This is a genomic window from Cellvibrio fontiphilus, assembly GCF_042646205.1.
Classification (GTDB): Bacteria; Pseudomonadota; Gammaproteobacteria; order Pseudomonadales; family Cellvibrionaceae; genus Cellvibrio; species Cellvibrio fontiphilus_A.
The window spans coordinates 824,762-848,659 of the sequence record NZ_JBHRTF010000004.1; the positions used below are offsets into that span (position 1 = coordinate 824,762).

General features: G+C 49.2%; 20 protein-coding genes. 12 read left to right on the forward strand and 8 right to left on the reverse strand.

The window, feature by feature from the left end; genetic code table 11:
• Nucleotides 1-2: 2 nt before the first annotated feature.
• The 3 genes from feoB to ACFODX_RS12070 all read right to left on the reverse strand — a co-directional run bounded on the left by feoB (nt 3) and on the right by ACFODX_RS12070 (nt 4,679).
• Nucleotides 3-1,859 carry a ferrous iron transporter B gene (gene feoB, locus ACFODX_RS12060; RefSeq protein ID WP_378119418.1) on the reverse strand — a complete coding sequence of 619 codons (1,857 nt, stop codon included), beginning with the start codon at nt 1,857-1,859 and terminating at the stop codon, nt 3-5.
• A gap of 28 nt (nt 1,860-1,887) precedes the next feature.
• Nucleotides 1,888-2,178, reverse strand: coding sequence for a FeoA family protein (locus tag ACFODX_RS12065; protein WP_378119420.1), 291 nt, complete (start codon nt 2,176-2,178; stop codon nt 1,888-1,890).
• A gap of 131 nt (nt 2,179-2,309) precedes the next feature.
• The gene (locus tag ACFODX_RS12070; protein WP_378119422.1) at nt 2,310-4,679 is read right to left on the reverse strand and encodes a fatty acid cis/trans isomerase; all 2,370 of its coding nucleotides are present in this window, start codon (nt 4,677-4,679) and stop codon (nt 2,310-2,312) included.
• Nucleotides 4,680-4,935: 256 nt separating this feature from the next.
• Between ACFODX_RS12070 and ACFODX_RS12075 the strand changes: the two genes are divergently transcribed.
• The 9 genes from ACFODX_RS12075 to nagB all read left to right on the forward strand — a co-directional run bounded on the left by ACFODX_RS12075 (nt 4,936) and on the right by nagB (nt 17,301).
• Nucleotides 4,936-5,787 carry a DUF3014 domain-containing protein gene (locus tag ACFODX_RS12075; RefSeq protein WP_378119424.1) on the forward strand — a complete coding sequence of 284 codons (852 nt, stop codon included), beginning with the start codon at nt 4,936-4,938 and terminating at the stop codon, nt 5,785-5,787.
• Between the two features lie 362 nt (nt 5,788-6,149).
• Entirely contained in the window at nt 6,150-8,849 is a 2,700-nt protein-coding gene (locus tag ACFODX_RS12080) for a TonB-dependent receptor (RefSeq protein ID WP_378119426.1), read from the forward strand.
• A 125-nt stretch (nt 8,850-8,974) separates the two neighbouring features.
• On the forward strand, nt 8,975-10,504 hold the full coding sequence (locus ACFODX_RS12085) for a tryptophan halogenase family protein (RefSeq protein WP_378119428.1): 1,530 nt from the start codon (nt 8,975-8,977) through the stop codon (nt 10,502-10,504).
• 35 nt (nt 10,505-10,539) lie between these two features.
• Nucleotides 10,540-11,223, forward strand: coding sequence for a DUF6445 family protein (locus ACFODX_RS12090; RefSeq protein WP_378119430.1), 684 nt, complete (start codon nt 10,540-10,542; stop codon nt 11,221-11,223).
• 415 nt (nt 11,224-11,638) lie between these two features.
• Complete coding sequence (gene nagK, locus ACFODX_RS12095; protein ID WP_378119432.1) at nt 11,639-12,535, forward strand: N-acetylglucosamine kinase; 897 nt, start codon at nt 11,639-11,641, stop codon at nt 12,533-12,535.
• Nucleotides 12,536-12,693: 158 nt separating this feature from the next.
• Complete coding sequence (gene nagP / locus ACFODX_RS12100) at nt 12,694-13,986, forward strand: N-acetylglucosamine MFS transporter NagP (protein WP_378119434.1); 1,293 nt, start codon at nt 12,694-12,696, stop codon at nt 13,984-13,986.
• 58 nt (nt 13,987-14,044) lie between these two features.
• Nucleotides 14,045-15,133, forward strand: coding sequence for an acyltransferase family protein (locus ACFODX_RS12105; RefSeq protein WP_378119436.1), 1,089 nt, complete (start codon nt 14,045-14,047; stop codon nt 15,131-15,133).
• Between the two features lie 49 nt (nt 15,134-15,182).
• Nucleotides 15,183-16,349, forward strand: coding sequence for an N-acetylglucosamine-6-phosphate deacetylase (gene nagA / locus ACFODX_RS12110; protein WP_378119439.1), 1,167 nt, complete (start codon nt 15,183-15,185; stop codon nt 16,347-16,349).
• A gap of 157 nt (nt 16,350-16,506) precedes the next feature.
• Nucleotides 16,507-17,301 (forward strand): glucosamine-6-phosphate deaminase, encoded by a 795-nt coding sequence (gene nagB, locus ACFODX_RS12115; protein ID WP_378119441.1) that lies wholly within the window; start codon nt 16,507-16,509, stop codon nt 17,299-17,301.
• A 30-nt stretch (nt 17,302-17,331) separates the two neighbouring features.
• Here the strand turns inward: nagB and ACFODX_RS12120 are convergent, their stop codons facing one another.
• Nucleotides 17,332-18,417 (reverse strand): LacI family DNA-binding transcriptional regulator, encoded by a 1,086-nt coding sequence (locus ACFODX_RS12120; RefSeq protein WP_378119443.1) that lies wholly within the window; start codon nt 18,415-18,417, stop codon nt 17,332-17,334.
• Nucleotides 18,418-18,678: 261 nt separating this feature from the next.
• Here ACFODX_RS12120 and ACFODX_RS12125 point away from each other — a divergent pair, with 261 nt between their 5' ends.
• Entirely contained in the window at nt 18,679-19,512 is an 834-nt protein-coding gene (locus tag ACFODX_RS12125) for a GTP-binding protein (protein WP_378119445.1), read from the forward strand.
• 112 nt (nt 19,513-19,624) lie between these two features.
• On the opposite strand, the gene ACFODX_RS12130 is transcribed toward ACFODX_RS12125, so the two are convergent.
• Nucleotides 19,625-19,939, reverse strand: coding sequence for a DUF1244 domain-containing protein (locus ACFODX_RS12130; protein ID WP_378119447.1), 315 nt, complete (start codon nt 19,937-19,939; stop codon nt 19,625-19,627).
• Between the two features lie 240 nt (nt 19,940-20,179).
• Between ACFODX_RS12130 and motA the strand changes: the two genes are divergently transcribed.
• Complete coding sequence (motA, locus tag ACFODX_RS12135) at nt 20,180-21,037, forward strand: flagellar motor stator protein MotA (protein ID WP_378119449.1); 858 nt, start codon at nt 20,180-20,182, stop codon at nt 21,035-21,037.
• Between the two features lie 12 nt (nt 21,038-21,049).
• Complete coding sequence (gene motB, locus ACFODX_RS12140; protein WP_378119451.1) at nt 21,050-22,018, forward strand: flagellar motor protein MotB; 969 nt, start codon at nt 21,050-21,052, stop codon at nt 22,016-22,018.
• A gap of 66 nt (nt 22,019-22,084) precedes the next feature.
• On the opposite strand, the gene yjgA is transcribed toward motB, so the two are convergent.
• The 3 genes from yjgA to rapZ all read right to left on the reverse strand — a co-directional run bounded on the left by yjgA (nt 22,085) and on the right by rapZ (nt 23,897).
• A complete protein-coding gene (gene yjgA / locus ACFODX_RS12145) occupies nt 22,085-22,603 on the reverse strand; it encodes a ribosome biogenesis factor YjgA (protein ID WP_324257856.1) in 519 nt (172 codons plus the stop codon).
• Between the two features lie 148 nt (nt 22,604-22,751).
• Nucleotides 22,752-23,024, reverse strand: a complete 273-nt coding sequence (locus ACFODX_RS12150; protein WP_324257854.1) for an HPr family phosphocarrier protein — start codon at nt 23,022-23,024, stop codon at nt 22,752-22,754.
• 3 nt (nt 23,025-23,027) lie between these two features.
• Nucleotides 23,028-23,897 (reverse strand): RNase adapter RapZ, encoded by an 870-nt coding sequence (gene rapZ, locus ACFODX_RS12155; protein WP_324257853.1) that lies wholly within the window; start codon nt 23,895-23,897, stop codon nt 23,028-23,030.
• Nucleotide 23,898: the final 1 nt, after the last annotated feature.

Consider the following 23,898-nt stretch of genomic DNA (forward strand, 5'->3'; position numbering starts at 1 on the left):
CCCTAAGCCACAATCGCGCTGGCGATTTGGTAAGTCGCCCAAGCGGCAAAATAGGCCAGCGCAAACAGATACACAGTGAAAAAAGTGGTGGCTTTGGCGGAGTTGGTTTCGCGTTTGACCACGGCGATGGTGGAGATGCATTGCGGCGCATACACAAACCAGGCGAGGTAGGCGTAGGCAACCGGCAGCGACCAGCTGGCGGCGAGCGCTGAGCCAAGGGCAACATCAATGGATTCTTCACCCACGGCGTAAACTGTCGCCAAGGCGCTGACCGCTACTTCGCGGGCGCCCATCGCGGGGATCAGCGCAATACACATCTGCCAGTTAAAACCGAGCGGGGCAAAGAAGGGTTGCATCCAGTGACCGAGTTGGCCGGCAAAGCTGTAATCAATCGCCGGTTGGGTAGCGCCCTCGGGGGCGCCTGGAAAGGTCGCCAAAAACCACAGCACAATAGAGAGCGCCAGAATAATCGTGCCCACCCGGCGCACAAAAATCCACGCGCGTTCACGCAGCCCCATGAACAGGTGGTAGGCCATAGGCCAGCGGTAGGTGGGTAACTCCAGTAACAGCGGAAACTCCTCGCGGCCGCTGCGGCGGCGCATAATCCAGGCGATTAAAGCGGCACTGGCAACCCCGGCAAAATAGAGCGCAAACAGGGTTAAGCCCTGCAGGTTAAATATGCCCCACACAGTTTGCTCGGGAATAAAGGCAGCGATGATGAGCGCATACACCGGCAGGCGCGCCGAGCAGGTCATGAGCGGTGCCACCATGATGGTAATAAAGCGCTCGCGCGGGTCGGAAATCGTGCGCGTGGCCATAATGCCGGGCACCGCACAGGCAAAACTGGACAGCAGAGGGATAAACGAGCGGCCTGACAAACCCAGCCCGCGCATGGGGCGATCCAGCAAAAACGCGGCGCGGGTGAGGTAGCCGCTATCCTCCAGCAGCAGGATAAAAAAGAACAAAATCAGAATTTGCGGCAGGAACACCAGCACACCGCCCACACCGGCGATTAAGCCCTCCACGATAAAGTCTTTCAAAATCCCATCGGGCAATAAGGCGCCCACCAGCTCACCAAGGCTACTGAAACCGGCGTCGATTAAATCCACCAAGGGCGATGCCCAGGCGAACACCGCCTGAAAAATCACCAGCAGAATACTGAACAAAACCACCAAACCCAGCAGCGGGTGCATCACCATCGCATCCAGACGATCCTGCCAGCGCGGCATTTCTGCCGGCGCAATAACATATTGACGCATCAGGCTTTCGATTTCGGCATAAAGCGCCTCCACCGATTCCTGCCGGTCGCTGATGGCCAGTGTTTGTTCACCGTCAGCCAGTGGCGGTTGTTGGGCGTAACCATCCAGCAGTTTGCGCAACTCACTGACGCCCTGACTATTGACCGCCACGGTTTCAATAATTGGAATACCAATCGCATGGGCAAGTGCTGCGGTATCTATGCTGATGCCGCGGCGTTTGGCCTCATCCATTTGGTTAAGTGCCAGCACCATGGGGCGATTCAGGGTTTTCAGCTCCATCACCAAACGCAGGCCAAGGCGCAGGTTGCAGGCATCCACCACGGCGACCAGCAAGTCGGGGCGACGTTCGCCGGCGAGTTTGCCGAGGATTACATCGCGTGCCACCTGCTCGTCGGGGGAGGTCACAAACAGGCTGTAAGTGCCGGGCAAATCCAGCAATTCGGCGGGTTGGGATAAACCGGTGACCATCCCCGAGCGGCGCTCAACCGTAACACCGGGGTAGTTGGCGACTTTGGCGCGGGCGCCGGTCAAGCGATTAAACAAGGAGGTCTTGCCGCAATTGGGGTTGCCAATTAGCGCAAAGCGAATAGGGGTGGACATAAAGCTACCTGGTAAAGGCCGATTAGGGTTAGGTGGATGCTGCTTCCACACAAATTTTGGCGGCTTCAGCGCGACGCAACGCGAACTTGGTGCCATTGACCTGCACTGCCATAGGGTCTGAACCCATAAGGCCAAAGCCAATCACCTTGAGCATGGCGCCGGGTAAAAAACCCAACTCTTTCAAACGCAGGCTGACCTGCTCATCTTGTTTGCCAAATAGCGGTTGTTCTATGAGGCCGGTAACCCGTACCGAGGCACCTCTGCGGCATTGGTCAAGGCGCAAGGCGGGCGTGAGGGAATCAAGCACAGCTGAGTTCATAGCGAATATCGTCTTGAATGTAAATGAGATTGATTATTAGAAAGAATACTTCATTTACCTGACTGTCGCAATTTTACGCTGCCTTTTTACCTGTGCTTGATCATTCTTAACCTGTGTGCAACCCATGGGGGCTAGCGGTTTTCCAGGCGATTGTAATCCAGCAGCGCGGCCTCCTCGGGTTCGCCAATTTCGTAGAGCTTGTGCAGCCGGTCGCTGAAGGCCCAGAACTCCGGGTGGGTGCGGCGTATGCCAAAACGGCTCTTGAGCTTGTAGTAATCCTGTTCTGAGGCCAGCCCTTGTAGTTGGGCGATAAACTCCTCCAGCTCGTGGGATTCAAGGCGTAAAAAGCTGTTTGGGTAAGCGCCAATAACGCCGCGTGTAAGGGTGAGGTTGTCCTCCGCGGGAATGCGCCGTTTATCCTCGCCAAACAAAGAGGAGAGGTTGGAGTAAGCACTGTTGTGGATAAGGCTGAACAGGCCCACGCCGCGCAGCTCAATCAGGGTGGTTTGCGGTAAAAAGCTGATCGCCTTGCCACTGGTGTTTTGCAGCTGTTGATACAGCGCCAGCTTGCGCGCAGGCAGTTTGGCGGTGTTGAGGTTGTGATGGGATTGCGCCGCTTTGCCCAGGTGCATTTTTAATTTGAGGTACAGCTCTTCCTGGTAGGCCTCTGTCTGGTAGTGGATATTGTTGGTTTCTTCCACCTGTTTCAGATAGAGGTCGATATAAGTTTGCAGGTTGGATTCCGCATCGCGATACCAATAATGCAGGGTCGGTTGCTGGGCCGATTTTGGCAGTAGCTCGACAAAATTCATTTCGCCTTCGATGCGCAAAAAGTCCATGTACAAGCGGCTGAGCAATTGGTGGGAAACATTGCCATATACATCAAAGCCGGCCACCAATAAATAATGAATGCGCTCCAACAGTGGGTAGCCAATTACCCAGGCTGTTTTTGGCGACTGACCAATCAGGCCTTTGTGTACGCTGGCGCTGTCGGCATGGCGAAAAATAGTCAGCGCGGCGTTGTTGTTAGTGCCCTTGTCACCGTCCCAAATACTGTGCAGCTCAAACTTGCCGCGTGTCGCCACTTTGTTGCGAATGAACTGTGCTTTGGCCGCCATGTATTCTTTTTGCAGCTCTGAATACTTAAGCCAATTGGACAGCGGCAGCAGGGTATTGCCGGCACCGGCAGGCAACTGCAAGTGTTTGCTGTTGTCGGCGAGGAATTGCGCCTGCTCGTCAGTCGCCTGTGATTCGGGCGAGTAGAAGAACACCCAGAAATGATCCTGGATAACGTTGAGCGCTACCTGCCCGCGGCACACGGGCCCTTTGATGAAATTCATAATGGTGAATTCCGCCTCGGTCAGCATAAAGCGGTAGCGCGCATTAATCGGCAGTTGGGCAAAGGTCACAAAGGGGTTGGAGGCTGTCTCACTCTTGTAGTCGGGCAGTTGGCTGACCTGATAATCCGCGCTGTAAAACAGCTCCTGCCACTGTTGCGCGCGGGCGGCATCCAGGCGGTAAGGCATATGGGTTTTGGCGACCACCGATGAAGGGTCTTGCCAGAGCCGGTAATAAACGCGAGCTACGCCCGGGTCATCAAACGGGCGCGCGGTGCTGATGCGCTGCAGCGGTTCACCCGGTGGTGTACTGGAGCGAACCAGGCGGAAATACACGCCGGGTGCGGCGGCAAAATCGATCTGTGCCAAAAACAGATGTTCATAAATATAGCGATTCACCAGTTGCGCCTTGAGCGAATCGCCATTCAGGAAGGATTCCCAGCGGGCAATTTCGGTGTGCAGCTTTTTAGGCAGCGCAGGGGCTTTGCCCATGGCGGCCCCCTGTTTGAGCCAATCCATGGTGATGTCATGCTCCTGCTCGCTCAATCCCGGCAGCCCATAGGGCATACCCAGCAGCGGGTTTTTAGCGGTATAGCTGTGCAGGTTTTCAATGCTTGCGCAGTACTGCGGGCTATTGATCGCCAGATTAAACGCCTCAGGCAGCAGGGCGCCTTTGGGCAGCGGATGATCCTGTTTTAGCTCCAGTAATTGCGCCATGACGCCGGCATTGATGTTGGCGCCGGGGCTGTTGCCGCGCTCATTAATCACCGGGTGAAAACCCTTGCGACGCCATTCGGCGGTGCTTTGGGCATCTTCAAACAGACGGGTAAGGCTGGCTCCCAGCAGGCGTGTGCCATCGTAAACCCTGGCAGGGTTAGCGCCGCGCAGTAACCCCTCATAGGATTCCAACTTGAGCTGACAAGGCGAGTCATAACAGCCGTGACAGACAACACAGCGCTGCTCGATGATGGGTTTGGTGTGCTGGTAATAAGTGTATTGCGCCTGTTGCGGGCCGGCCCCCAATTCGCGCGCAGTGGCGGTGCCGTAACGCTGATCCCATTGCGAACCACTCAAGCTCGTGCAGCCGAACATAATCAGCAGGGCGCAGAGTATCAGGGAGCGTTGCAGGTAAAACCCCGTGGCAAACTTGGCAGGGCGGCTCATAGGTTTCCTTCAATGAAGTGGTGGCAAAGTGAAAGTGGCGCGGTAAGCTAGGCGAGGCATAAAACCTGGCCAGTCTACCGGCTGTCGCCAAAAAAGGGGAACCAGCCCGGCACAGGGCTGTCAGGTCTTATATGGATTAGGCCATAATCCAGCGCGCCAAACCAGCCATTACGCTGCACTGCAAAGTGCGGCTCAATGTGCAGGTAAAGATTTTTAGCCGCAGGTTTTAACCAGCTCACCAACAAAAGGGTTTGCCATGAGTGATGATTACCAATCCCGTCCCAAGTCTTCTTCCACTGCAATGATCGTTACCGTCGTCATCGCGCTTATCGCGCTGGGGCTTGCTTTTACCTTCCTGCGCGATGAGGGCCCCTCGGTCACACCCAGTCTGGTCAAACCGGTCACTACCGCGCCTGCCACTGTTACTGCCAGTAGCGCCGCTGCTGAACCGGCACCCATCGAGGAGTATCAACCGCCCGCCCAGGTCATTGAAGTAGAGCCTTTGCCGCCGCTGAGCGACAGCGACAGCAGCCTGCTTGCCGCCTTAATGCAATTGCGTGGTGAAGGCTTGATTCAGTTATTGGTGCCGGAAGAATTGGTCCGCAAATTTGTACTGGCGGTGAACAATATTGCCGAGGGTAAAGTCATTCACGAATATCGCCCGGTAGTCTCGCCGCCGCCACCGTTTATCGCCGATAGTTTTACGGTGATGATCGAAGGCGAGGCAGTGGAGCAGGAGCGCGTGTCCACCAATAATTACCAGCGCTATGAAAAATATGTGACCACCTTGGCGCTGATAGACAGCGATGCTGCGATTGCTGTCTATCGCCGTTTTTATCCTTTGCTGGAAGAAGCCTTCCGCGAATTGGGATTAAAAAAACCTAACTTTCACAGCGTGCTCATCGCCGCGATTGATAATATTTTGGCAGCGCCAGATCAGCAGGGGGACTTATTGTTAGTTAGGCCAAAAGTCTTTTATCAATACGCCGATCCTGCGTTGGAACAATTGCCACAAACGCACAAATTAATGTTGCGTATGGGCCCCGAAAATGCGCGCAGTGTGAAAGCCAGTTTGCGCCAATTGCGTGCGCGCCTGATCACCCAGTGAGATAAAGTTGTGCGTTTATGAATTGTTAGCAACACTCTGGAAAAGCCGCATTTTGCGGCTTTTTTTATACTGCTATTTAGCGGTGTGTATTTTGGTAATGTTTTTCCGGTAACACAAAAAAATAATTTTTTTTGTCGCGCGTGGCACATAAATAATCTAATCATTTGATTTGTAATAGATTTCTTCTAAACCTCTCCCTTAACACCCTCTAAACTTTCATTTACGGCGATTTACAAAATGTTGACAACGTTGTCCGGTCTGGATAGTGTTGACTCATCGACAACGTTGTCTTGGGCGGCGATTTTCGAAAAGGTTTAATCGTTATCAATACACATAAAAGTACCAATCTCGGGAGATTAACCATGCGTAATAAGTTAAGTGACGCGATCAAGATGGCCAACAAGAGTGCACTGCTGCTCGGCTCTGTTGCCGCTGTTGCTATGATCGGTGTTCCAAGTGTTGCCTTTGCCCAAAACTCTGCGGATCAAGTGGAAGAGGTAATGGTGACGGGTATTCGTGGCGCTTTGAAAAATGCGGTGGATATCAAACGCAACTCTACTGCCGTGGTTGATGCGGTATCGGCAGAAGATGTGGGCAAGTTTCCCGACTCAGATGTAGGTGAATCTCTGGGCCGTGTTCCGGGGGTAACTGTTGGTCGTGCCTTCGGTCAAGGTGCATCGGTTTCTATTCGTGGTGCTGCGCCACAAATGACACTTACCCAGTTGAATGGTCAAAACGTTGCCTCTACCGGTTGGTATGACCAACAGGCAATTGATCGCAGCTTTAACTACTCCTTGCTGCCTTCCCAATTGATTGGTGGTATGGATGTGTACAAATCGTCCCAGGCTGATTTGAATGAGGGTGGCATCGGCGGTACCGTTATCGTGAAAACCCGCAAGCCTTTGGATATGGAAGCTAATACCTTGCATGTAGGTGCTAAAGCGCGCACCGGCACCATCAGTGACGATGTATCACCAGAGCTGTCGGCCTTGTATAGCTGGAAAAATGAGTCTGAAACTTTTGGTGTATTGGTTGCTGCCGCCACTGAAGATTTTGATTACGTTCGTCGCGGCACCGAAGCAGATTACCGCTGGTGGGATGATGTATCGCCAACGACTTTTATTCAGGAGCGCGAGCGCGAAGCATTGGATTTAACCTTGCAGGCGGCGCCTACTGATAATTTGACTTTGGGCCTGCATGTACTGTCGTTGGATCTCAAAGCGAACAACACCAACACCAGTACTTATATTTTCAGCGGCTTGGACAAGCGCCCTTCAAACTACACCTGTGAGCAAACCAACGCGGCTGGCATCTGTGTTAAAAACACCACCAAAGAACCTGTGCGTGGCAACTTGACTGCTGGTTGGGCAAGCGGTGCGCTGGGCACCGAAACCTTTAACCAAACCTGGGGTCGTGTAGCGGAAATGTCTTCCGATACCTATGACTTTGATGTGAAGTTTGAAGGTGAAGGTTACACCCTGAGCGGCCGTGTTGGTGGAACTAAAGCTGAAGGTGGCACTAGCTTGACTACCAACTTCTCTCACTTCGCTAGCCTGGGCGATTACAACATGGCGTTGTGGGCGGGTAGTATTGATGCAACTGGCAAGCAAATTAAAATCAATGCCACTTCTGATTTGAATATGACGCTGGATAACTACCGCGCGCAATCGGCTGCAGAATCCTGGGCTGTGAAAAGAGGTCCAAACTCGGACGAAGAAGTTTACGGTCAGATCGATGTTGAATTTGAATTAGATTTGGGCGCAATCAAATCATTCAAAACCGGTATTCGCACCACTGATCACGATGTAGAAAAATCTTCTGATCAGGCAGTCATCGGCACTCAAACCCAGCGTCCAACCTCGGAGTTCTATAGCGGTACTTTCGAAGTAGGTTCGCACGGCTTTAGAGCACCAAAACCTGTGTTGAGCGCAATGATCGATGCAACTCTGGCTGATGTGACCGGTTGGAAGCAAGAGCGTTCAGGTTACGCGGCACTGAATGAACAAAACGATGCACTTTACGGTATGTTCACTTTTGAAGCAGACGCCGTAAAAGGTAATTTCGGTTTGCGCTATGTAAGCACTGAAGTAACTGGCAAATCCTACGCGATTGACGGTACTCCACTAGCAACAGGTGACTTGGCGCAAAATGCGTTCTACAGCAACAGCTTGTCATCTACCACTGAGAAATACGATGACGTTCTACCCAGCATCAACGTGTCATTTGATTTGACTGATGATTTGGTATTGCGCACAACGGCTTCTCAAGCGATTAGCCGCGCAAATTACAACGATATGTTCACTGCTGCTACCCAAGCCGGTTATCAGGACACGGTTCAGGGCAACGAGCGTTTGACTATCGGCAACGTAGGTTTGAAACCTATGAAGGCATCACAAGCTGATGTAGGTCTTGAGTACTACTACGGCGATGGCAACATGTTCTCTGCAACTTATTTTGTTAAGTCAGTAAACAACTTTGTTACCAATGAAATTCAGGTGAACCAATCAATTGGTTTGGTAAGCCCAGATACCGGTCTGGATAACTGGGAAGTCAACACCCTGAAAAACTCTGGTGGTGGTGAAATTGACGGTGTGGAATTGCAATTGAACCACGCTTTCGACAACGGCTTTGGTGTTGTTGTGAACTACACCTACACGAACGGCAATGCACCGGCAGAAAGTTATGCTGATCGTATCGGTGTATTCACTGAATCATCAAACGACAGCCTGAACCTGGTGGGTTACTGGGAAAATGATGTTTACTCTGCACGCGCTGCTTACAACTGGCGCTCTGAGTACATGATTCGTGAAACTGGTTACTATGGTAACCGTATGCACGATGATTACGGCTCATTGGATCTGAGCTTTGGCTGGAACGTTACTGATAGTTTGGGTCTGACTTTTGAGGCAACTAACATCCTCAAAGAAGACGATATCCAGTACGGTGCTGCCGAGGCTTATACTGCGCAATACGGTATGAAAACACCACTGCTTGAAGGTTTCCCCGCCTGGTCATTTGAAGGTGAAGCAACCTACATGTTGGGTGTAAGCTATAAGTACTAATAGCTGAGTCACAAAAAAGCCCGGCATCTGCTGGGCTTTTTTTGTTTCTGAGTTATGTTTATCCAGTAAAAATTTATTTGTAAAAAACGCTGTGTTCTGAAGCGGTTTGTACAGGTGATTGGGCGATGAAAATTAAACGTATAGCAATTGTTGGTGGCGGTACCGCAGGTTGGTTGGCGGCAAACCATTTGGGGTTTGAATTAAGTCGCGATCCCGAAATAGAAATTACGTTGATTGAATCCAAAGATATTCCGGTAATCGGTGTGGGCGAGGGCACTGTCCCGCATATTAAAAATACGCTAAAAAAATTTGGCATCAGCGAGGTTGATTTGTTGGTCAGTTGCGATGCAACTTTTAAACAGGGAATTAAATTCGCACAGTGGATGGATGCAACCAAATACGGTACTGACAATTTTTACTATCATCCATTTAGCTCTCCACACCCTTCCGGTTTTGATGTTACTAATTATTGGTTGCACAACAAATCGGTTTGTGATTATTCCCAACTGTCAGAAATTTATACTCTCGCTGAACTTAATCGTTCGCCCAAGCAAAAATCGTCGCCACCGTTTATGGGGGTGGTGGATTATGCCTACCATTTTAATGCTGCAAAATTCTCTGATTTGTTGGCGCGCAACGCGCGGGAAAAATTTTCAATCAAACATCGTTTTGAGACGATTGCGCGTGTCGATCGCCAAGCAAATGGCGATATAAAAGCGCTGGTATTTGAATCGGGTGAGACTGAAGCATTTGATTTTTATATAGACTGCACAGGTTTCGCTGCGTTACTGGTTGGTGAAACGCTGGGAGTGCCATTTTTAAACAAATCCAACCACATACTCACCGATACTGCCTTGGCTTTGCAGGAACCTACACCTGAACAGCAAGAGATTTTGCCCTATACACTGGCTACGGCTCACAAGGCGGGTTGGGTTTGGGATATTCCGCTAACTAACAGGCGCGGTATTGGTTTTGTTTACAGCTCGGCCTTTATGAGTGAGGATGAAGCTGTCCAGCAACTCTCCACTTATGTTGGGCGGGATTTGCAACAAGCCAATTTGCGTCGTGTGCCCATGAAAATAGGCTACCGTGAGCGCTTCTGGGAAAAGAATTGTGTCGCGTTGGGATTGGCTCAGGGTTTTGTCGAGCCGCTAGAAGCAACATCTATTTTAGTTACCGATTTTTGCGCACAGTTAGTGGCGCGCAGCTTTCCTCAGTACATGGATGATATTCCCCTGCTTGCCGATTATTGTAACCAAGCGGTGAGTTATACCTGGGAAAGAGTAATGGACTTTGTTCAGTTGCATTATTCTATTTCCGACCGGCGCGATTCAGCTTTCTGGATAGAAAACACCGAAAAAACGCCGCTTTCACCTATTTTGCAGGAGCGATTGGCACGTTGGAAAATCGCTGCACCAAAACGCAATGATTTTTTTAGTACCTTTGATATTTTTGGCGTAGAGAATTATTTATTTGTGCTCTATGGCATGCATTACCCTACTCGCGCGGGCCGTTTGGGCAAACTGGAGGCTGAGCGCTCCGCTGTTTTGATTCGCGAGCTGCAGGAAGCAGCCAGATTAAATGCCGATAAGCTGCTATCCCATCGTGCCTGGTTAGTAGAGTTAAAAAAAGCGATGACATCGCAAGCGCGTTAGCCATTATTGACTGATTAAACGGGATGCTTAGGCTTATGAATGTTCAAATTCTCGACATTGGAAATGAACAGAACAAAGTTATTTGTATTGATAACTTTTTTTCTGACCCTAATCGCCTTGTTGATGTCGCTGCCAAATCCCTGTTTGCTCCTTATGCTGCTGCAACACAGCGCAAGGGTTATCCGGGGGTGCGCACGGCTGCGCCCGCCGATTACAGTCTTTCATTGGTAAATAGTGTTAATGAGTTGGTGCGCCGTGAATTTTCGATTGCATCTCCAGCGAGCATTAAATTGCTGCAAGAAGCTATGTGTCTGATGACGGTTCCAGAGTCAGCTCTTGGCCCGCTGCAAACTATTCCGCATTTTGATGCGAGCAATCCCCATTTTTTTGCCACCTTGTTGTATCTGTGTGATGAGGCGCATGGTGGCACTGGTTTTTATCGTCATAACGCCACAGGCTATGAAACTATCACGCCTGAGCGTTGTGATCATTACTTGGATGTTTGTTACGAAGAGTTAAACACCAAGCGCCGGGAGAAACGCTACTTCGCTGATACCGATGCTGCTTTTACCAAAACCGGATTCGTTCCTGCAAAATTTAATCGGTTGGTTATTTATCAGGGCTGTATTTTACATTCGGCAAATATCCTATCGGATATCAGCTTACAGGCTGACCCTCGTAAGGGGCGGCTTACCGCTAATGTGTTTTTTAGTTTCTAGTCATAAATCGCGTAGGATTTTTGATGCTTTATCGTTTTTGTTGCGGATTTGTTTGTGTCTAGGCCAGATGTACAACTGGGTTAAATAAAAAATTGAATGGTGTATAAATATTCTTTGACAACGTTGTCTGGCAGGCGTAATCTAAACCTGTCCGATGATGAAAGCCGGGCGGGGTAGCTCTCCATACCCTGTGTGGTGTCAGCGGGCATGAGTTCTCTAGAGCTGTAGTAGTGGTCTTGTGGTTAGTGCCTGTAAGGGCGCTAACCTTTTTTAAATCCGGCGGATTTAACGGCCAGTTGTATCGCGGCGGCAGGGGGAAATATGCGACCATTCCATTGTCAGACTTAACAAGCATTTGGTGTGGCGGCGGTTCGCGCGCGCGACGCTTTATATTTAAAAATAATTGAGGTAAATCATGGTGAAAATGCCGCTTGGCGATCAGCCCTTGTATATCGGTATTGACGGTGGCGGCACCAAGTGTCGCGCCAGTATCATGACCGGTGATCTGCAAGTGCTAGGCACTGGCGTGGGCGGCCCGGCTAACCCTTTCCATGGTGTACAACAAGCAAAAGATTCTATTCGTACTGCAGCCGAATTAGCGCTGATCGATGCCGGTTTTCCGCCTGTAGTAATGAGCCAGCTGATCGCTGGTGCTGGTCTTGCTGGTGTCAATGTGCCCAGCCTCTACGAGGTGATGAGCAGTTGGCAGCATCCCTTTCAAAGTATGCATCTCACTACTGATTTACACATAGCCTGCCTTGGTGCGCACAACAGTGATCAGGGCGCAGTAATGATTTGCGGCACAGGTTCCTGTGGTTATTCCTACGTTAACGACGCGGCTTTATTTTTAGGTGGCCACGGTTTTCCTATTGGCGATAAAGGCAGCGGCGCCTGGATGGGCCTGCAAGCAATCAAAGCGGTATTGCTGGATTACGACAAACTCGGCCCATCCACCATTCTCAGTCACAGCATTAGCAACTTTTTGCAGGCAGAAGGTTTGATGATTGTGGACAAAATGTTTGGTGCTAAACAGGGTGACTACGCCAAGTTTGCAATTTTTGTGGTGGATGCCGCCGATGCTGGTGATGAAGTTGCAAGCGGCATTGTGAAAGAAGGTGCTGCTTATATGAGTGCGGTGGCACGCCGCTTGTGGGCCACGCAACCCGGCCGCATGTCTATTATTGGCGGTCTTGCACCGCGCTTAGTGCCCTGGATGGATAAAGATATGGCGGAGCATTTATCGCCTGCTTTATATCAACCAGAATTTGGTGCTGTGTATTTTGCCAAGCAACAGTCAAACAAGTGCCGTTAGGAATAATTTACACACGGCTTGTTAGGGTTTTTTGTCTGAATGCGCAGCCTTAGTTGGTCATTTTTTCTTGTCATTTTCCAATTCTGTTCGGTCAGTACCAATCGTTTAACCTAAAAACATAAATTAAAACGTAAACCCACTAGTGCAGGTTACTTAATATGTCAGTCGAAACTATGGCGGTACCCAAGCAATCCTCCAGTGTTGTTCCCTTGGCAATGATTGCTGGATTGTTTTTTATTTTTGGCTTTGTAACCTGGCTCAATGGTTCGTTAATGCCTTATTTGGAATTGGTGTTGTCGCTCACGCCGTTTCAGGCTTCGTTTATTTTATTTTCGTTTTATATTGCAGTAACGGTTTTTGCTTTGCCATCGTCCTGGGTGATTCGCAAAGTCGGCTACAAAAACGGTATGGCGATTGGTTTGGCAGTCATGGCGTCGGCCGCGCTTTTGTATATTCCTGCGGCAAAAACTCATTGGTTCCTGCTGTTTTTGGTAGCGCAATTTATGATGGGTGCCGGTCAGACCTTGGTGCAAACGGCAGTGAATCCCTATGTGGTAAAAATGGGGCCAGAGGAGTCAGCAGCGCGTCGCATCAGTATTATGGGCATTCTGAATAAATCTGCCGGTATTGTTGCACCACTGGTTTTTACTGCGTTAATTCTTGGTGGTATGAGCGGAGCAACATCACAGACTCCCAGTGCGGAAGAAATTGAACAGCTCGCCAATAATTTGGTATTGCCCTACATCTATATGGCAGTGGTTATTGGCATAGTTGCATTTTTAGTGCGCATTTCCTCACTGCCGGAATTGGATCTGGAGGAAGACAAAGAAGAGAAGTTGCCGCTGCGTGATGTTTTCCAATTTCCAAATTTGGTGTTGGGTGTGGTGGCATTGTTTTTATACGTGGGGGTTGAGGTCATCGCCGGCGATACCATCGGTTCCTACGGGCGCAGTATTGGGTACACCAATTTTTCTATTCTGACTTCAATCACTATGTCCTGCATGGTGTTTGGATACATCCTTGGCATAGTGTTAATTCCGCGAGTTATTTCCCAGCAAAATATGTTGTTAATTTCTGCGGTGTTGGGTGTCTGTTTAAGTTTGGCCATAGTGCTTGGCAGTAATGAATCCACCAGTATTTCTTCGGTCTTTGCATTTCTGGGTATGCCTGCTATCCCTAACACTATTTTGTGTATCGCTTTACTGGGTTTGGCTAACGCGATTGTCTGGCCTGCAATTTGGCCACTGGCATTAAGTGGTTTGGGTAAATACACCGCTACCGGCTCTGCATTATTAATTATGGCGATTGCGGGCGGCGCTGTAGTGCCGGTGATTCTTGGTGCCGCATCTACGATTGTGGATCGCCAGACAGCCTATATCGTTATGACGCCCTGTTATTTGTTCATTCTTTATTACGCAGCAAAAGGACACAAACTGCGCAGCTGGAAATAATTTATTCGCACACTGGTTTGCGAGTTGTTTCCAAAAAATGATTGCCTGCGAGGTACCTGTGGTCAAACAACGTTTTCTTGCTTTGGATGTGATGCGCGGTTTGACCCTCGCGTTAATGATTCTGGTCAATACCCCAGGTTCATGGAACCATGTCTATGCGCCGCTGTTACATGCCGACTGGCATGGCGCGACGCCCACTGATTTTGTGTTTCCTTTTTTTATGTTTATTGTCGGCTCCGCGATGTTTTTTGCTGTGCGCGGTTTGCAACAATTAACTCCTGCGGCACAAGCGCAAAAAATTCTGCGCCGCGTGTTGCTGCTATTTATTATCGGCGTATTGTTGTCTGCTTACCCATTCACTCAGCCCCTAGAACAGTGGCGAGTGATGGGTGTGTTGCAGCGTATTGCCATAGCCTACGGATTTGCAGCGTTTATTATTTTGTATTTTGGTTTTGCTGGTCGCACGCTGATTAGCGCAGTAATACTTTTGGTTTATTGGGCGCTGTTGAACCTCGCTGCAGATCCTTACAGTCTTGAGCACAACCTGGTGCGGCAGTTGGATATTGCACTGCTGGGTGAAAGCCACCTTTGGCAAGGCAAGGGTTTGGCCTTTGACCCTGAAGGTATTCTCAGCACGTTTCCCTCTATCGTGAATGTGATTATTGGTTTTGAAGCAACACGAGTGCTGCTGGCGAGTGAAAACAAAACCAAAGCGCTCAGTCAGTTATTTGTTGCTGCACTTTTATTGATTGCTGTCGCCATACTTTGGCACAACCTTTTCCCTATTAATAAATCCCTCTGGACCAGTTCGTTTGTGTTACTCACCTGCGGTGTAGCCATTTTATGGTTATTGCTCCTGGTAAAAGTTGAGGAATCCGCCGTCGCTAATGCGATAAAACCGGTGTATCGTTTTTTTGAAATTATCGGCAAAAACCCGCTATTTATTTATGTGTTATCCGGGCTGCTCGCCACCACACTCTATTTAATTCCGGTGGGTGATAAGTCTGCTTATGTTGCACTTTACGATGGGTTTCAACGGATTACAGATCCCTATTTGGCTTCTTTATTGTTTGCACTTTTGATGGTGTTAGTACTTTGGTTTGTCGCTTGGGTACTACACAAGCGCAACATCATTATCAGCCTGTAAACACTTTTTAATCTTTGGTTTTAGCCTGTATAAACCTAAAGGTAAACCTATGAAACAAGCTTTAGTCGGTGCGCGTATTTTTACGGGCGACATTTTTTTGGATGATCATGCGCTGGTCATTCAAGGTGAAAAAATTGTTGAATTAGTGCCCTGTGCGCAGTTGGATAACAGCATTACACAAGTACCTTTGCAGGGTGGTGTGATTGCGCCCGGTTTTATTGATTTACAAGTCAACGGTGGTGGTGGTGCTTTTTTTACCAACAGCACTACACCGCAGGCGATTCAAACCATGCTCGATGGGCATCGCCCCACTGGAACTACCTCGTTACTGCCAACGCTAATTAGCGATACCCGCGCTGTGCATCAAGCCGGTGTTAAAGCCGTGGCTGATGCGGTTGCCGCGGGTATGAAAGGTGTATTGGGTGTGCATGTGGAGGGGCCATTTTTTGATATGGCACGCCGTGGTGCGCATAACGAGCGCTACATTCGCACTATGGAGCAAGCCGATATAGATTGGCTGGTGGACTCTGTAAAAAGCCAACACGATTTTAAAGTCATGCTCACCCTTGCGCCCGAACATGCCGCGCCGGGGCAAATTAAACAATTAACCTCAGCAGGTGTTGTGGTGTGCGCTGGTCATACCGATGCCCATTACGAGCAGGTTGTTGCGGCGTTAAACGAAGGGCTTTCCGGTTTTACGCATTTATATAACGCCATGCGCCCCACAACCGGGCGCGAGCCGGGTGTAGTTGGCGCAGCGCTGGAAGATGCTAACAGTTGGTGCGGCATTATTATTGATACCTATCATGTGCATGCGGCATCCGCGCGTATTGCTTACGCTGCAAAACCCAAAGGCAAAATGTATTTGGTGACTGATGCTATGTCCACCGTTGGCTCACCAGAAAAATCCTTTCAAATTTATGGTGAAACTATTTTTGAAAAAGACGGTTGCCTGGTAAACGCCGAGGGGCGTTTGGCGGGCAGTGCAATAGGGATGATTGATGCGGTGCGTTTGAATACCACTTGGGTTGGTGTAGAGCTGGGAGAAAGTTTGCGTATGGCCTCGTTATACCCTGCGCAATTTATGCAGGTGGATAATTATTTAGGGCGCATTGCACCGAACTATCGCGCTGACCTGGTTCACTTTACCGATGATTATCGTGTGACCTTAACCTGTGTGGCGGGCGATTTGCGAGAACACAATTTGCCCGGTTAATGATATCGGCTCTGCAAGGGTAACCGCTTGCAGACACGCCGTGGATACATCCCTGTAGGCTTGTCGTCGGCATCCTTGTCTCCGACAGTCTGCAAGCCGTTACCCTTGCAAAGCCTTAGTGCTAATTTTTAGTTATCACCACTCACTGGAGTGTTCAATGAAAGTTGTTATTTTGAAAGATGCCGCAGCAGTTGCCCGTTATGGTGCGGATATTTTTATTAAACAAATTAACCGCAAGCCCGATTCGGTATTGGGTTTAGCGACTGGCTCTACACCGGTTGCGCTGTATAAAGAATTAATTGCCGCGTACAACAATGGCGCCGTGTCATTTAAACAGGTCAGCAGTTTTAATTTGGATGAGTACCTTGGTTTGCCTTCTACGCATCCGCAAAGTTATCGTTATTTTATGAATCAACAATTATTTGATCATATTGATATCGACAAGGCGCAAACCAATGTGCCGCCGGGTGATGCGCAAGATCCTTTTAGCGCGTGTGAAATTTATGAAACTGCCATCAAACAAAAAGGCGGTATAGATATTCAATTGCTTGGTATTGGTCGCAATGGCCATATTGGGTTTAATGAGCCGTCATCCTCGCTCATGTCGCGCACGCGGGTTAAAACCCTTACGCGCGCCACTATCGAAGATAACGCACGCTTTTTTGCTGCAGATGAATACCAGCCTCACTTATCCATCACCATGGGTATAGGCACTATTTTGGAATCCAAAAAAGTGGCGTTGCTGGCGACCGGTGAAAATAAAGCGGAGGCAATTAAAGCGACTGTGGAGGGGCCTTTAACAGCGGCCTGTCCGGCGTCTGCCTTGCAATTGCATGAGCAGGTAGTGTTGGTAATAGATGAAGCCGCTGCATCACAACTGTCGGATGTGGATTTTTACAAACACATCGAAATGGAAAATCAAAAATTGTTAGAGCGTTTGGGGCGTGCCTAATGGGCGTAGGTTAAGGCATCACTAAAAAATTCAATGGTATAAAACGCGAAAGGACGGCGTGTGTAAACAAGCCGNTGGCGCAGGGCAAGTCGAGTCGCGCACAATCAGTTGTGGATAAAAACCTTCACTCTCCACATCGCGCGCCGCGCGAATAGTGTCGATTAATAAACCTGTCGCACGCTCGGCAATAGTGGTGTTGGGTTGCTGTGCGGTGGTGAGGTTGGGCCAGGCTTGGCGGGAGAAGGGGCTATCCTCAAAGCCGACGATGGAAAGTTGCTGCGGCACCTCCACACCCTGAATGCGCGCGGCAAATAAAGTGCCCGCCGCAATTTCATCGTTACAAGCAAATACGGCAGTGGGTTTTAAATTGGTTGCCAATAGTTGGCGAGTGCGTTTTACACCTGACTCAAACGAATATTCACCGGGAATAATTAATTTTTTATCCAGGGTGATTTTGTTGGCTTTGAGTGCGGCTTTGTAGCCCTCCAAGCGTTCAATACTGGATTTATGCGATTCTTCCCCGCCTAAAAAGGCGATAGCTTTATGCCCTAAATCAATCAGGTATTGGGTGATTTTGTAAGCCGCGGTGCGGTCATCTACAAAAATGCAGGGGCCTTTTTTATCCGGTGGTTGTGAGCCGGAGAGAATGCGTACAAACGGAATTTTGCGTTTGTTCAGCACAGAAAGTATTTCCGGCATTTCAGAGATGGGCGGCGTAAGAACCAGTCCACCCACTTGGCTGCGATCCACCATATTGAGCACTTCATCAATAATATCTTCTGCTTTGGAATCACAGGGGTGAATTACCAGTTCATAACCCTGGCGGCGGCACTCCCCTAAAATTCCCTTTTGCATATCAATGACGTAGTTGCTGTTGGGGTTGTCGTAAATAAAACCAATAGAAGACGCTGCGCCGCGCAGCAAACGTGCGGAAAGATTAGGTTGGTAATTCAGCGCTTTAACCGCCTGCATAACCTTTTCCTGCAATTCTTGCCCGACAGTCCCTTCTTTATTAATGACACGCGAAACGGTTTTAAACGAGACGCCGGCCAGTTTGGCAACATCCTTGATGGTGGCTTTGGATTTGGGGGCGTGTTTATCGACACTGGGTTTCATAGGCATCTGGTAATTAGTGGCTGATCAAAACGCTAGGGTAGAGCTTAGGTTGGCGGAGCGCAATCATTTCGCGGGTCTCGATAAAGCCGTCGCTAGTAAATGCCATCTGTTCTAGCTTCAAACACCTTGCGCAAGGATATGTAAAACATTTTGGCTGCAGTAATTCGCTGGTGGCACCATGCGGGTGCAAATACTCCTGGGCCGGCCCAGCCACTCCCGGTGCAAGCCGCTGTTAATGCATAACCAGAATGAGGTTCACCCATGAAAAAATTCATTGTGTTGTTTGTTGCCTGTTTTTTTCCGTTAGTTGCTGGTGCTCAGGCGACTAAACAATTGGAGCAGTTGTGGCAGGCGAGTGATTTACCTACTCCTGAGTCGGTGCTTTATGTCGCCGATAAAAAATCGCCATTTCTGTTTGTGGCGTTGATTGACGGTCAGGGTGATCAAGCGGATGGCAAGGGCGGTATAGCCAAGTTAACTACCGATGGCAAACTCATCGATAAGGATTGGATTACTGGATTAAATGCGCCCAAAGGCATGGCCATTGACGGTAATTATCTATATGTGGCTGACATTACCGAGCTGGTCATTATCGATATTAAAAAACAACAAGTGACACAAAAAATTCCGGTTGAGAAAGCTGTGTTTTTAAATGATGTAACAGTTAGCTCTGCCGGAGTTGTGTATGTGTCTGACACCAGAACCAATAAAGTTCACCGTTTCCACAAGGGAAAAATGGATACTTATTTGGAAAATGTCAGTAGCGCTAACGGTTTAAAAGCCTTGGGTTCCAGTTTGCTGGTAGGCGCTGGCCCAGAGCTATTGATGATTGATGCTGATAAAAATCGCCAGGTTATCGCCAAGGGTTTTGAGGCGGGTATTGATGGTATTGAAATGACCAAACCCGGAGAATTTCTGGTGTCTTGCTGGGTGGGGCTGGTGTATTACGTTCACAGCGATGGTCGTTTGGAGCGTTTGATCGATTCGCGCGAGGCAAAAATTAATACAGCTGATATAGGTTATGATCAAGCTTCCCAGCAACTCTATGTGCCTAACTTTTTCAAAAATACAGTCACCGCCTATCAGCTTAAATAAATCGCTGACACTAATAAGCTGAACGCGAAACTAAATCAAAAGCTGGGTTGATCCTGCCTGCCTAGCACTAAAAAGCCGTTGCGATTGCAGCGGCTTTTTAGTATCCGCCGCATTAATTTTTTTTGGTCATTTCCTGGGCAAATTTGGCTTGTTGCTCAGCACTGGCTTCTGTCTGGAATTGCGCTTTCCACTCGCTGTAGGGCATGCCATAAATGTGGGTGCGAGCGTCCTCGTAATCCAATTCGATGTGCTGTTCGGCTCCGGCTGCAACATACCACTTGCTCAAACAGTTGCGACAAAAGCCTGCAAGGTTCATTAAATCAATGTTCTGTGCATCTTTGCGGCTATCCAAATGAGCAACTAAACGGCGAAACGCCGCTGCTTCCAGTTTTTCCCGCTGTGCGGGGCTAAGTTCGTCAATTTTCATTAATGCCTACTCGTGTAAATAAGAATTTGGCCGATATTCTACGATGCTTTATGTACTTCAGGCGTGTTTGATTAAGGTTTGGTGGGCTGCTGGAGGATTAAATCCGGTTCTTGTCTTGAACCTCAATTCAGGCTGCCTATACTCAAACGGTACTGTTAAGCTTGTCGTCTGAATTATTTTGTTATTTCAACCGGTGTCCGCAAATGCTGGGCAATCGGATTCTGGATTGGGGGTTTTTGCGTGAACATTATTTTGGGCATCATCGTTGTCCTGGGTTGTGTGATTGGTGGTTTTGCTGTGCACGGCGGCAACCCCATGGCACTTATGTCCCCCATCGAGGTGTTGATCATTTGCGGTGCTTCCTTTGGCGCAATGATTATTGGCAACCCGCTATCGGTAACTATCGGCGTTATCAAATCCGGCGGTTCCCTGATGACGCCTTCCAAGTTCAATAAGGTGTTTTACCTGGAGCTGCTGACTTTACTCTACGACATACTCAACAAAACCCGCCGTGAAGGTTTGATGGCTATTGAAGGGGATATTGAAGAGCCGGAAACCAGCCCGATTTTTGCCAACTACGCGTCCATTCTTAAAGATCATCACATCGTAGAATTTATCTGTGATTACCTGCGCATCATGGTGGCGGGCAACATGGCTCCGCACGAACTGGAGTCCCTCATGGAGCAAGAGTTGGAAGGGCATCATACAGAGGCATCGGTCGTGCCCGGTGCAATCCAGAATGCCGCTGATGGCTTACCTGGTTTTGGTATTGTGGCGGCGGTGCTCGGGGTGATTATCACCATGGGCAAAATTGGCGGCCCGCCTGCTGAAATTGGTGCGGCGGTAGCCGCGGCACTGGTGGGAACGCTGCTGGGGATTTTGTTCGCCTATGGTTTTATCGCCCCCTTTTCCAGCTATCTACAGGGTAAGGTTCGCGATGAAGGCCGCGCTTACGAATGTATCAAAGCGGTATTAGTGGCCTCTATGAATGGTGTGCCACCGCAGGTAGCCGTCGAGTTTGGCCGTAAAGTTCTTTTCCACAGTGTTCGTCCCAGTTTCAAAGAACTGGAAGAGCAGTATCGCGCCAGCAAGAAGTAAGGTCGATTTTCCATGGAAAAGAATTCAGCTCAGCAGCCGATCATCATCAAAAAGAAAAAGGGGCATGGCCATGGGCATCATGGCGGTTCCTGGAAGGTTGCACTCGCCGATTTTATGACCGCAATGATGGCCTTCTTTCTCTTGATGTGGCTGCTGGGAAGCACCTCGCCTGAGGAAAAAAAGGCCATCTCAGGTTACTTTCAAGACCCTGGCAGCCCATATGTAGTGGGTGAGGGTGGTGCCAATCCAGGCATAATTAATTTGGAACAACCTACCGAGCCGCTGATTCCTGCAGAGGTGGATGATACGCCTGCGCAAGAGGTTACAGAGGATCAGATCAAAAAAGAGATGGAGCGGATCGAAAACGAACAGCTGGAGGAGCTCAAACGACAACTGGAGACGGAAATCAATGCACTCGATTCGGTGTTCCAGCAAATTAAGGATCAAATCTTAATCGACTTTACCGCGTTGGGGTTGAGAATCCAGATTGTTGATAAAGACCAGCGCCCCATGTTTGATGTCGGCAGCGCCAACCTCAAACCCTATTCGGTGGAGGTGCTTCATGCGCTTGCCCCGATACTGAACAAGGTACAGAACAAAATCAGTGTGACTGGCCATACCGACTCGACTCCCTATGGTGTAGGTGCCAGTTATACCAACTGGGAATTGTCAGCAGATCGCGCTAACGCTGCGCGCCGCGCGTTACTGGAGGGGAATTATCCAGAAGGTAAGGTGGCAACAGTGCAGGGGATGGGATCGGCGGCCCCTTTTCTTATTGATCGCCCCGATGAACCTATTAATCGTCGGATCGCCATTATTGTGCTCAAGAAAGCAGTTGCCGATGCATTGGGCAGTGGTGCGGGGATAGATAGCAGCAAATTGATTAACAGCAGCGAAACATTTACCCAGCCGGCCCCCGGCCCGAAAATTCTATCGCCCAATGAAGTTAATGACGCGATCGATGCGGCAAATGCACCATAAAATGAAAAGACTTATAAAAACAAAGCCCGGATTATTCCGGGCTTTGTTTTTAATACGACCTTGGTGTTAATCCTGAGCGGCGAGTTGGTCGCGAATAAAACCGAAGAGTTTGCGCGCATTCGCAGGCGGTTTGTTTTCATCCCTTTCTTTTTGTGCCGCACGAATTAATTGACGCAGGTGTTGTACATCCAGGCCCGGGCAGGAGGTCACCAGGGTTTGGAAAATTTGTTTGTCGCCCTCAATCAGCAAATCGCGGTAGCGCTCGATCTGATGCTGACGATGCACATACTGATCGCTACGGTTTTGCATTTTCTCAACCGCTGCTTTGATTTCCTCATGGTTGCCTTCGCGCATCAAACGACCGATATACTGGATTTGGCGGCGACGCGCTTCTTTAGGCGGTAATTTGCGGGCGATATAAATGGCATCCAACATTTCTTCGCTGAGTGGAATATTGGCCAGCTGCTTTTCATTCATATCGATCAAGCTTTCGCCCAGCGCCTGCAAGGCATGCATATCGCGTTTTACCTGCGACTTGCTGAGAATGTAGTCATCCGGATTGATGTCGTCGTAGTTGTAAACCATAAAAGTATCTGTCGTATTCAGTAGGTCATGCCAAATGAAAGCCCGGCAAGGTTGGCAGCCAGTATAAAGGTGAGTAGCGTTTAAAAGGTCGCGCAGCTTAGTGCACAGAGGCTTCAGTCACAACTGCTTTGGATTAACAATAGAGTATTTATTCGCCTTCTTCAAAGCGATCTGCAATCAGGTTGCGTATAGCGCTCATCGCTATCTCCGCATCCTCGCCGTCTATATTGACTTCTATACGGCTGCCACAACTTGCGGCGAGTAGCATTAGAGACATTACACTCTTTGCATCCGCCCAGATACCCTCACCCACACGCACCTGAATGCTCGCCTTGAATTGGTTTGCCAAAGTGGCAAACTTGGCTGCCGCACGTGCGTGTAAGCCACGCTTATTGATAATGTCGAGGGTTTCGATTGGCATGGTTTAATGCTTTTTGTGTTTGTTGATATCGCGATGGCGTACCTGCACATCGTTAAAACTTTGATCAAAGTGACGTTGTAATCGTTCCGCCAGATAAACCGAGCGATGTTGTCCTCCGGTACAGCCGACAGCGATGGTGATGTAACTGCGGTTGTTTGCTTGGTAGCGAGGTAGCCAGCGTGTCAGATAGTGCTCAATGTCCTCATACATCTCTTTGACAGTGATTTGTTCTTCCAAAAACTCAATAACATCCTGATCCTTACCAGTCAGTGGGCGCAGGTTGGGTTTCCAGTGAGGGTTTGGTAAACAGCGAGCATCAAACACCAAATCGGCGTTTACAGGAATGCCGTGTTTAAAACCAAAGGACTCGAACAGGATTGCCATGGTCGATTCACTGCGCCCAACAACACGCTCTTTCACTAAATCCCGCAATTCATGCAGGTTCAAATGGCTGGTATCGATTATTTGGTCAGCACAATCCCGGATTGGCTCCAATAAATGCTGCTCAGCCGTGATGGATTCCTCAAGGCTGGTGTGCTTATCCGAAAGTGGGTGTTTGCGCCGTGTTTCGCTAAAGCGTTGAATAAGTACTGCTGGCTGAGAATCCAGAAACAAGGTCCGAAAGGGCAAATGTGCCTCTTTCAGTGTACTGATCATTTGCGGAAATATATTCAGGTCTTGCCAGGCGTTGCGCACGTCAATGCCTATGGCAAAGCGCTGCTGGTCGTCCTTGTGGATTTGTATTTGGGCTACCAATGCTGGTAGCAGGCTAACGGGTAGGTTGTCGATGCAATTAAAACCAACATCTTCCAGCACATGCAGTGCGGTACTTTTTCCTGAGCCTGACAGCCCGCTTACTATCACAAGGTGCATG

Excerpts from the sequence above, each read along its gene's own strand:
- feoB (WP_378119418.1), bottom strand. The coding sequence starts at position 1,859 with ATGTCCACCCCTATTCGCTTTGCGCTAATTGGCAACCCCAATTGCGGC.
- ACFODX_RS12065 (WP_378119420.1), bottom strand. The coding sequence starts at position 2,178 with ATGAACTCAGCTGTGCTTGATTCCCTCACGCCCGCCTTGCGCCTTGAC.
- ACFODX_RS12070 (WP_378119422.1), bottom strand. The coding sequence starts at position 4,679 with ATGAGCCGCCCTGCCAAGTTTGCCACGGGGTTTTACCTGCAACGCTCC.
- ACFODX_RS12075 (WP_378119424.1), top strand. The coding sequence starts at position 4,936 with ATGAGTGATGATTACCAATCCCGTCCCAAGTCTTCTTCCACTGCAATG.
- ACFODX_RS12080 (WP_378119426.1), top strand. The coding sequence starts at position 6,150 with ATGCGTAATAAGTTAAGTGACGCGATCAAGATGGCCAACAAGAGTGCA.
- ACFODX_RS12085 (WP_378119428.1), top strand. The coding sequence starts at position 8,975 with ATGAAAATTAAACGTATAGCAATTGTTGGTGGCGGTACCGCAGGTTGG.
- ACFODX_RS12090 (WP_378119430.1), top strand. The coding sequence starts at position 10,540 with ATGAATGTTCAAATTCTCGACATTGGAAATGAACAGAACAAAGTTATT.
- nagK (WP_378119432.1), top strand. The coding sequence starts at position 11,639 with ATGGTGAAAATGCCGCTTGGCGATCAGCCCTTGTATATCGGTATTGAC.
- nagP (WP_378119434.1), top strand. The coding sequence starts at position 12,694 with ATGTCAGTCGAAACTATGGCGGTACCCAAGCAATCCTCCAGTGTTGTT.
- nagA (WP_378119439.1), top strand. The coding sequence starts at position 15,183 with ATGAAACAAGCTTTAGTCGGTGCGCGTATTTTTACGGGCGACATTTTT.
- nagB (WP_378119441.1), top strand. The coding sequence starts at position 16,507 with ATGAAAGTTGTTATTTTGAAAGATGCCGCAGCAGTTGCCCGTTATGGT.
- ACFODX_RS12125 (WP_378119445.1), top strand. The coding sequence starts at position 18,679 with ATGAAAAAATTCATTGTGTTGTTTGTTGCCTGTTTTTTTCCGTTAGTT.
- ACFODX_RS12130 (WP_378119447.1), bottom strand. The coding sequence starts at position 19,939 with ATGAAAATTGACGAACTTAGCCCCGCACAGCGGGAAAAACTGGAAGCA.
- motB (WP_378119451.1), top strand. The coding sequence starts at position 21,050 with ATGGAAAAGAATTCAGCTCAGCAGCCGATCATCATCAAAAAGAAAAAG.
- yjgA (WP_324257856.1), bottom strand. The coding sequence starts at position 22,603 with ATGGTTTACAACTACGACGACATCAATCCGGATGACTACATTCTCAGC.
- ACFODX_RS12150 (WP_324257854.1), bottom strand. The coding sequence starts at position 23,024 with ATGCCAATCGAAACCCTCGACATTATCAATAAGCGTGGCTTACACGCA.
- rapZ (WP_324257853.1), bottom strand. The coding sequence starts at position 23,897 with ATGCACCTTGTGATAGTAAGCGGGCTGTCAGGCTCAGGAAAAAGTACC.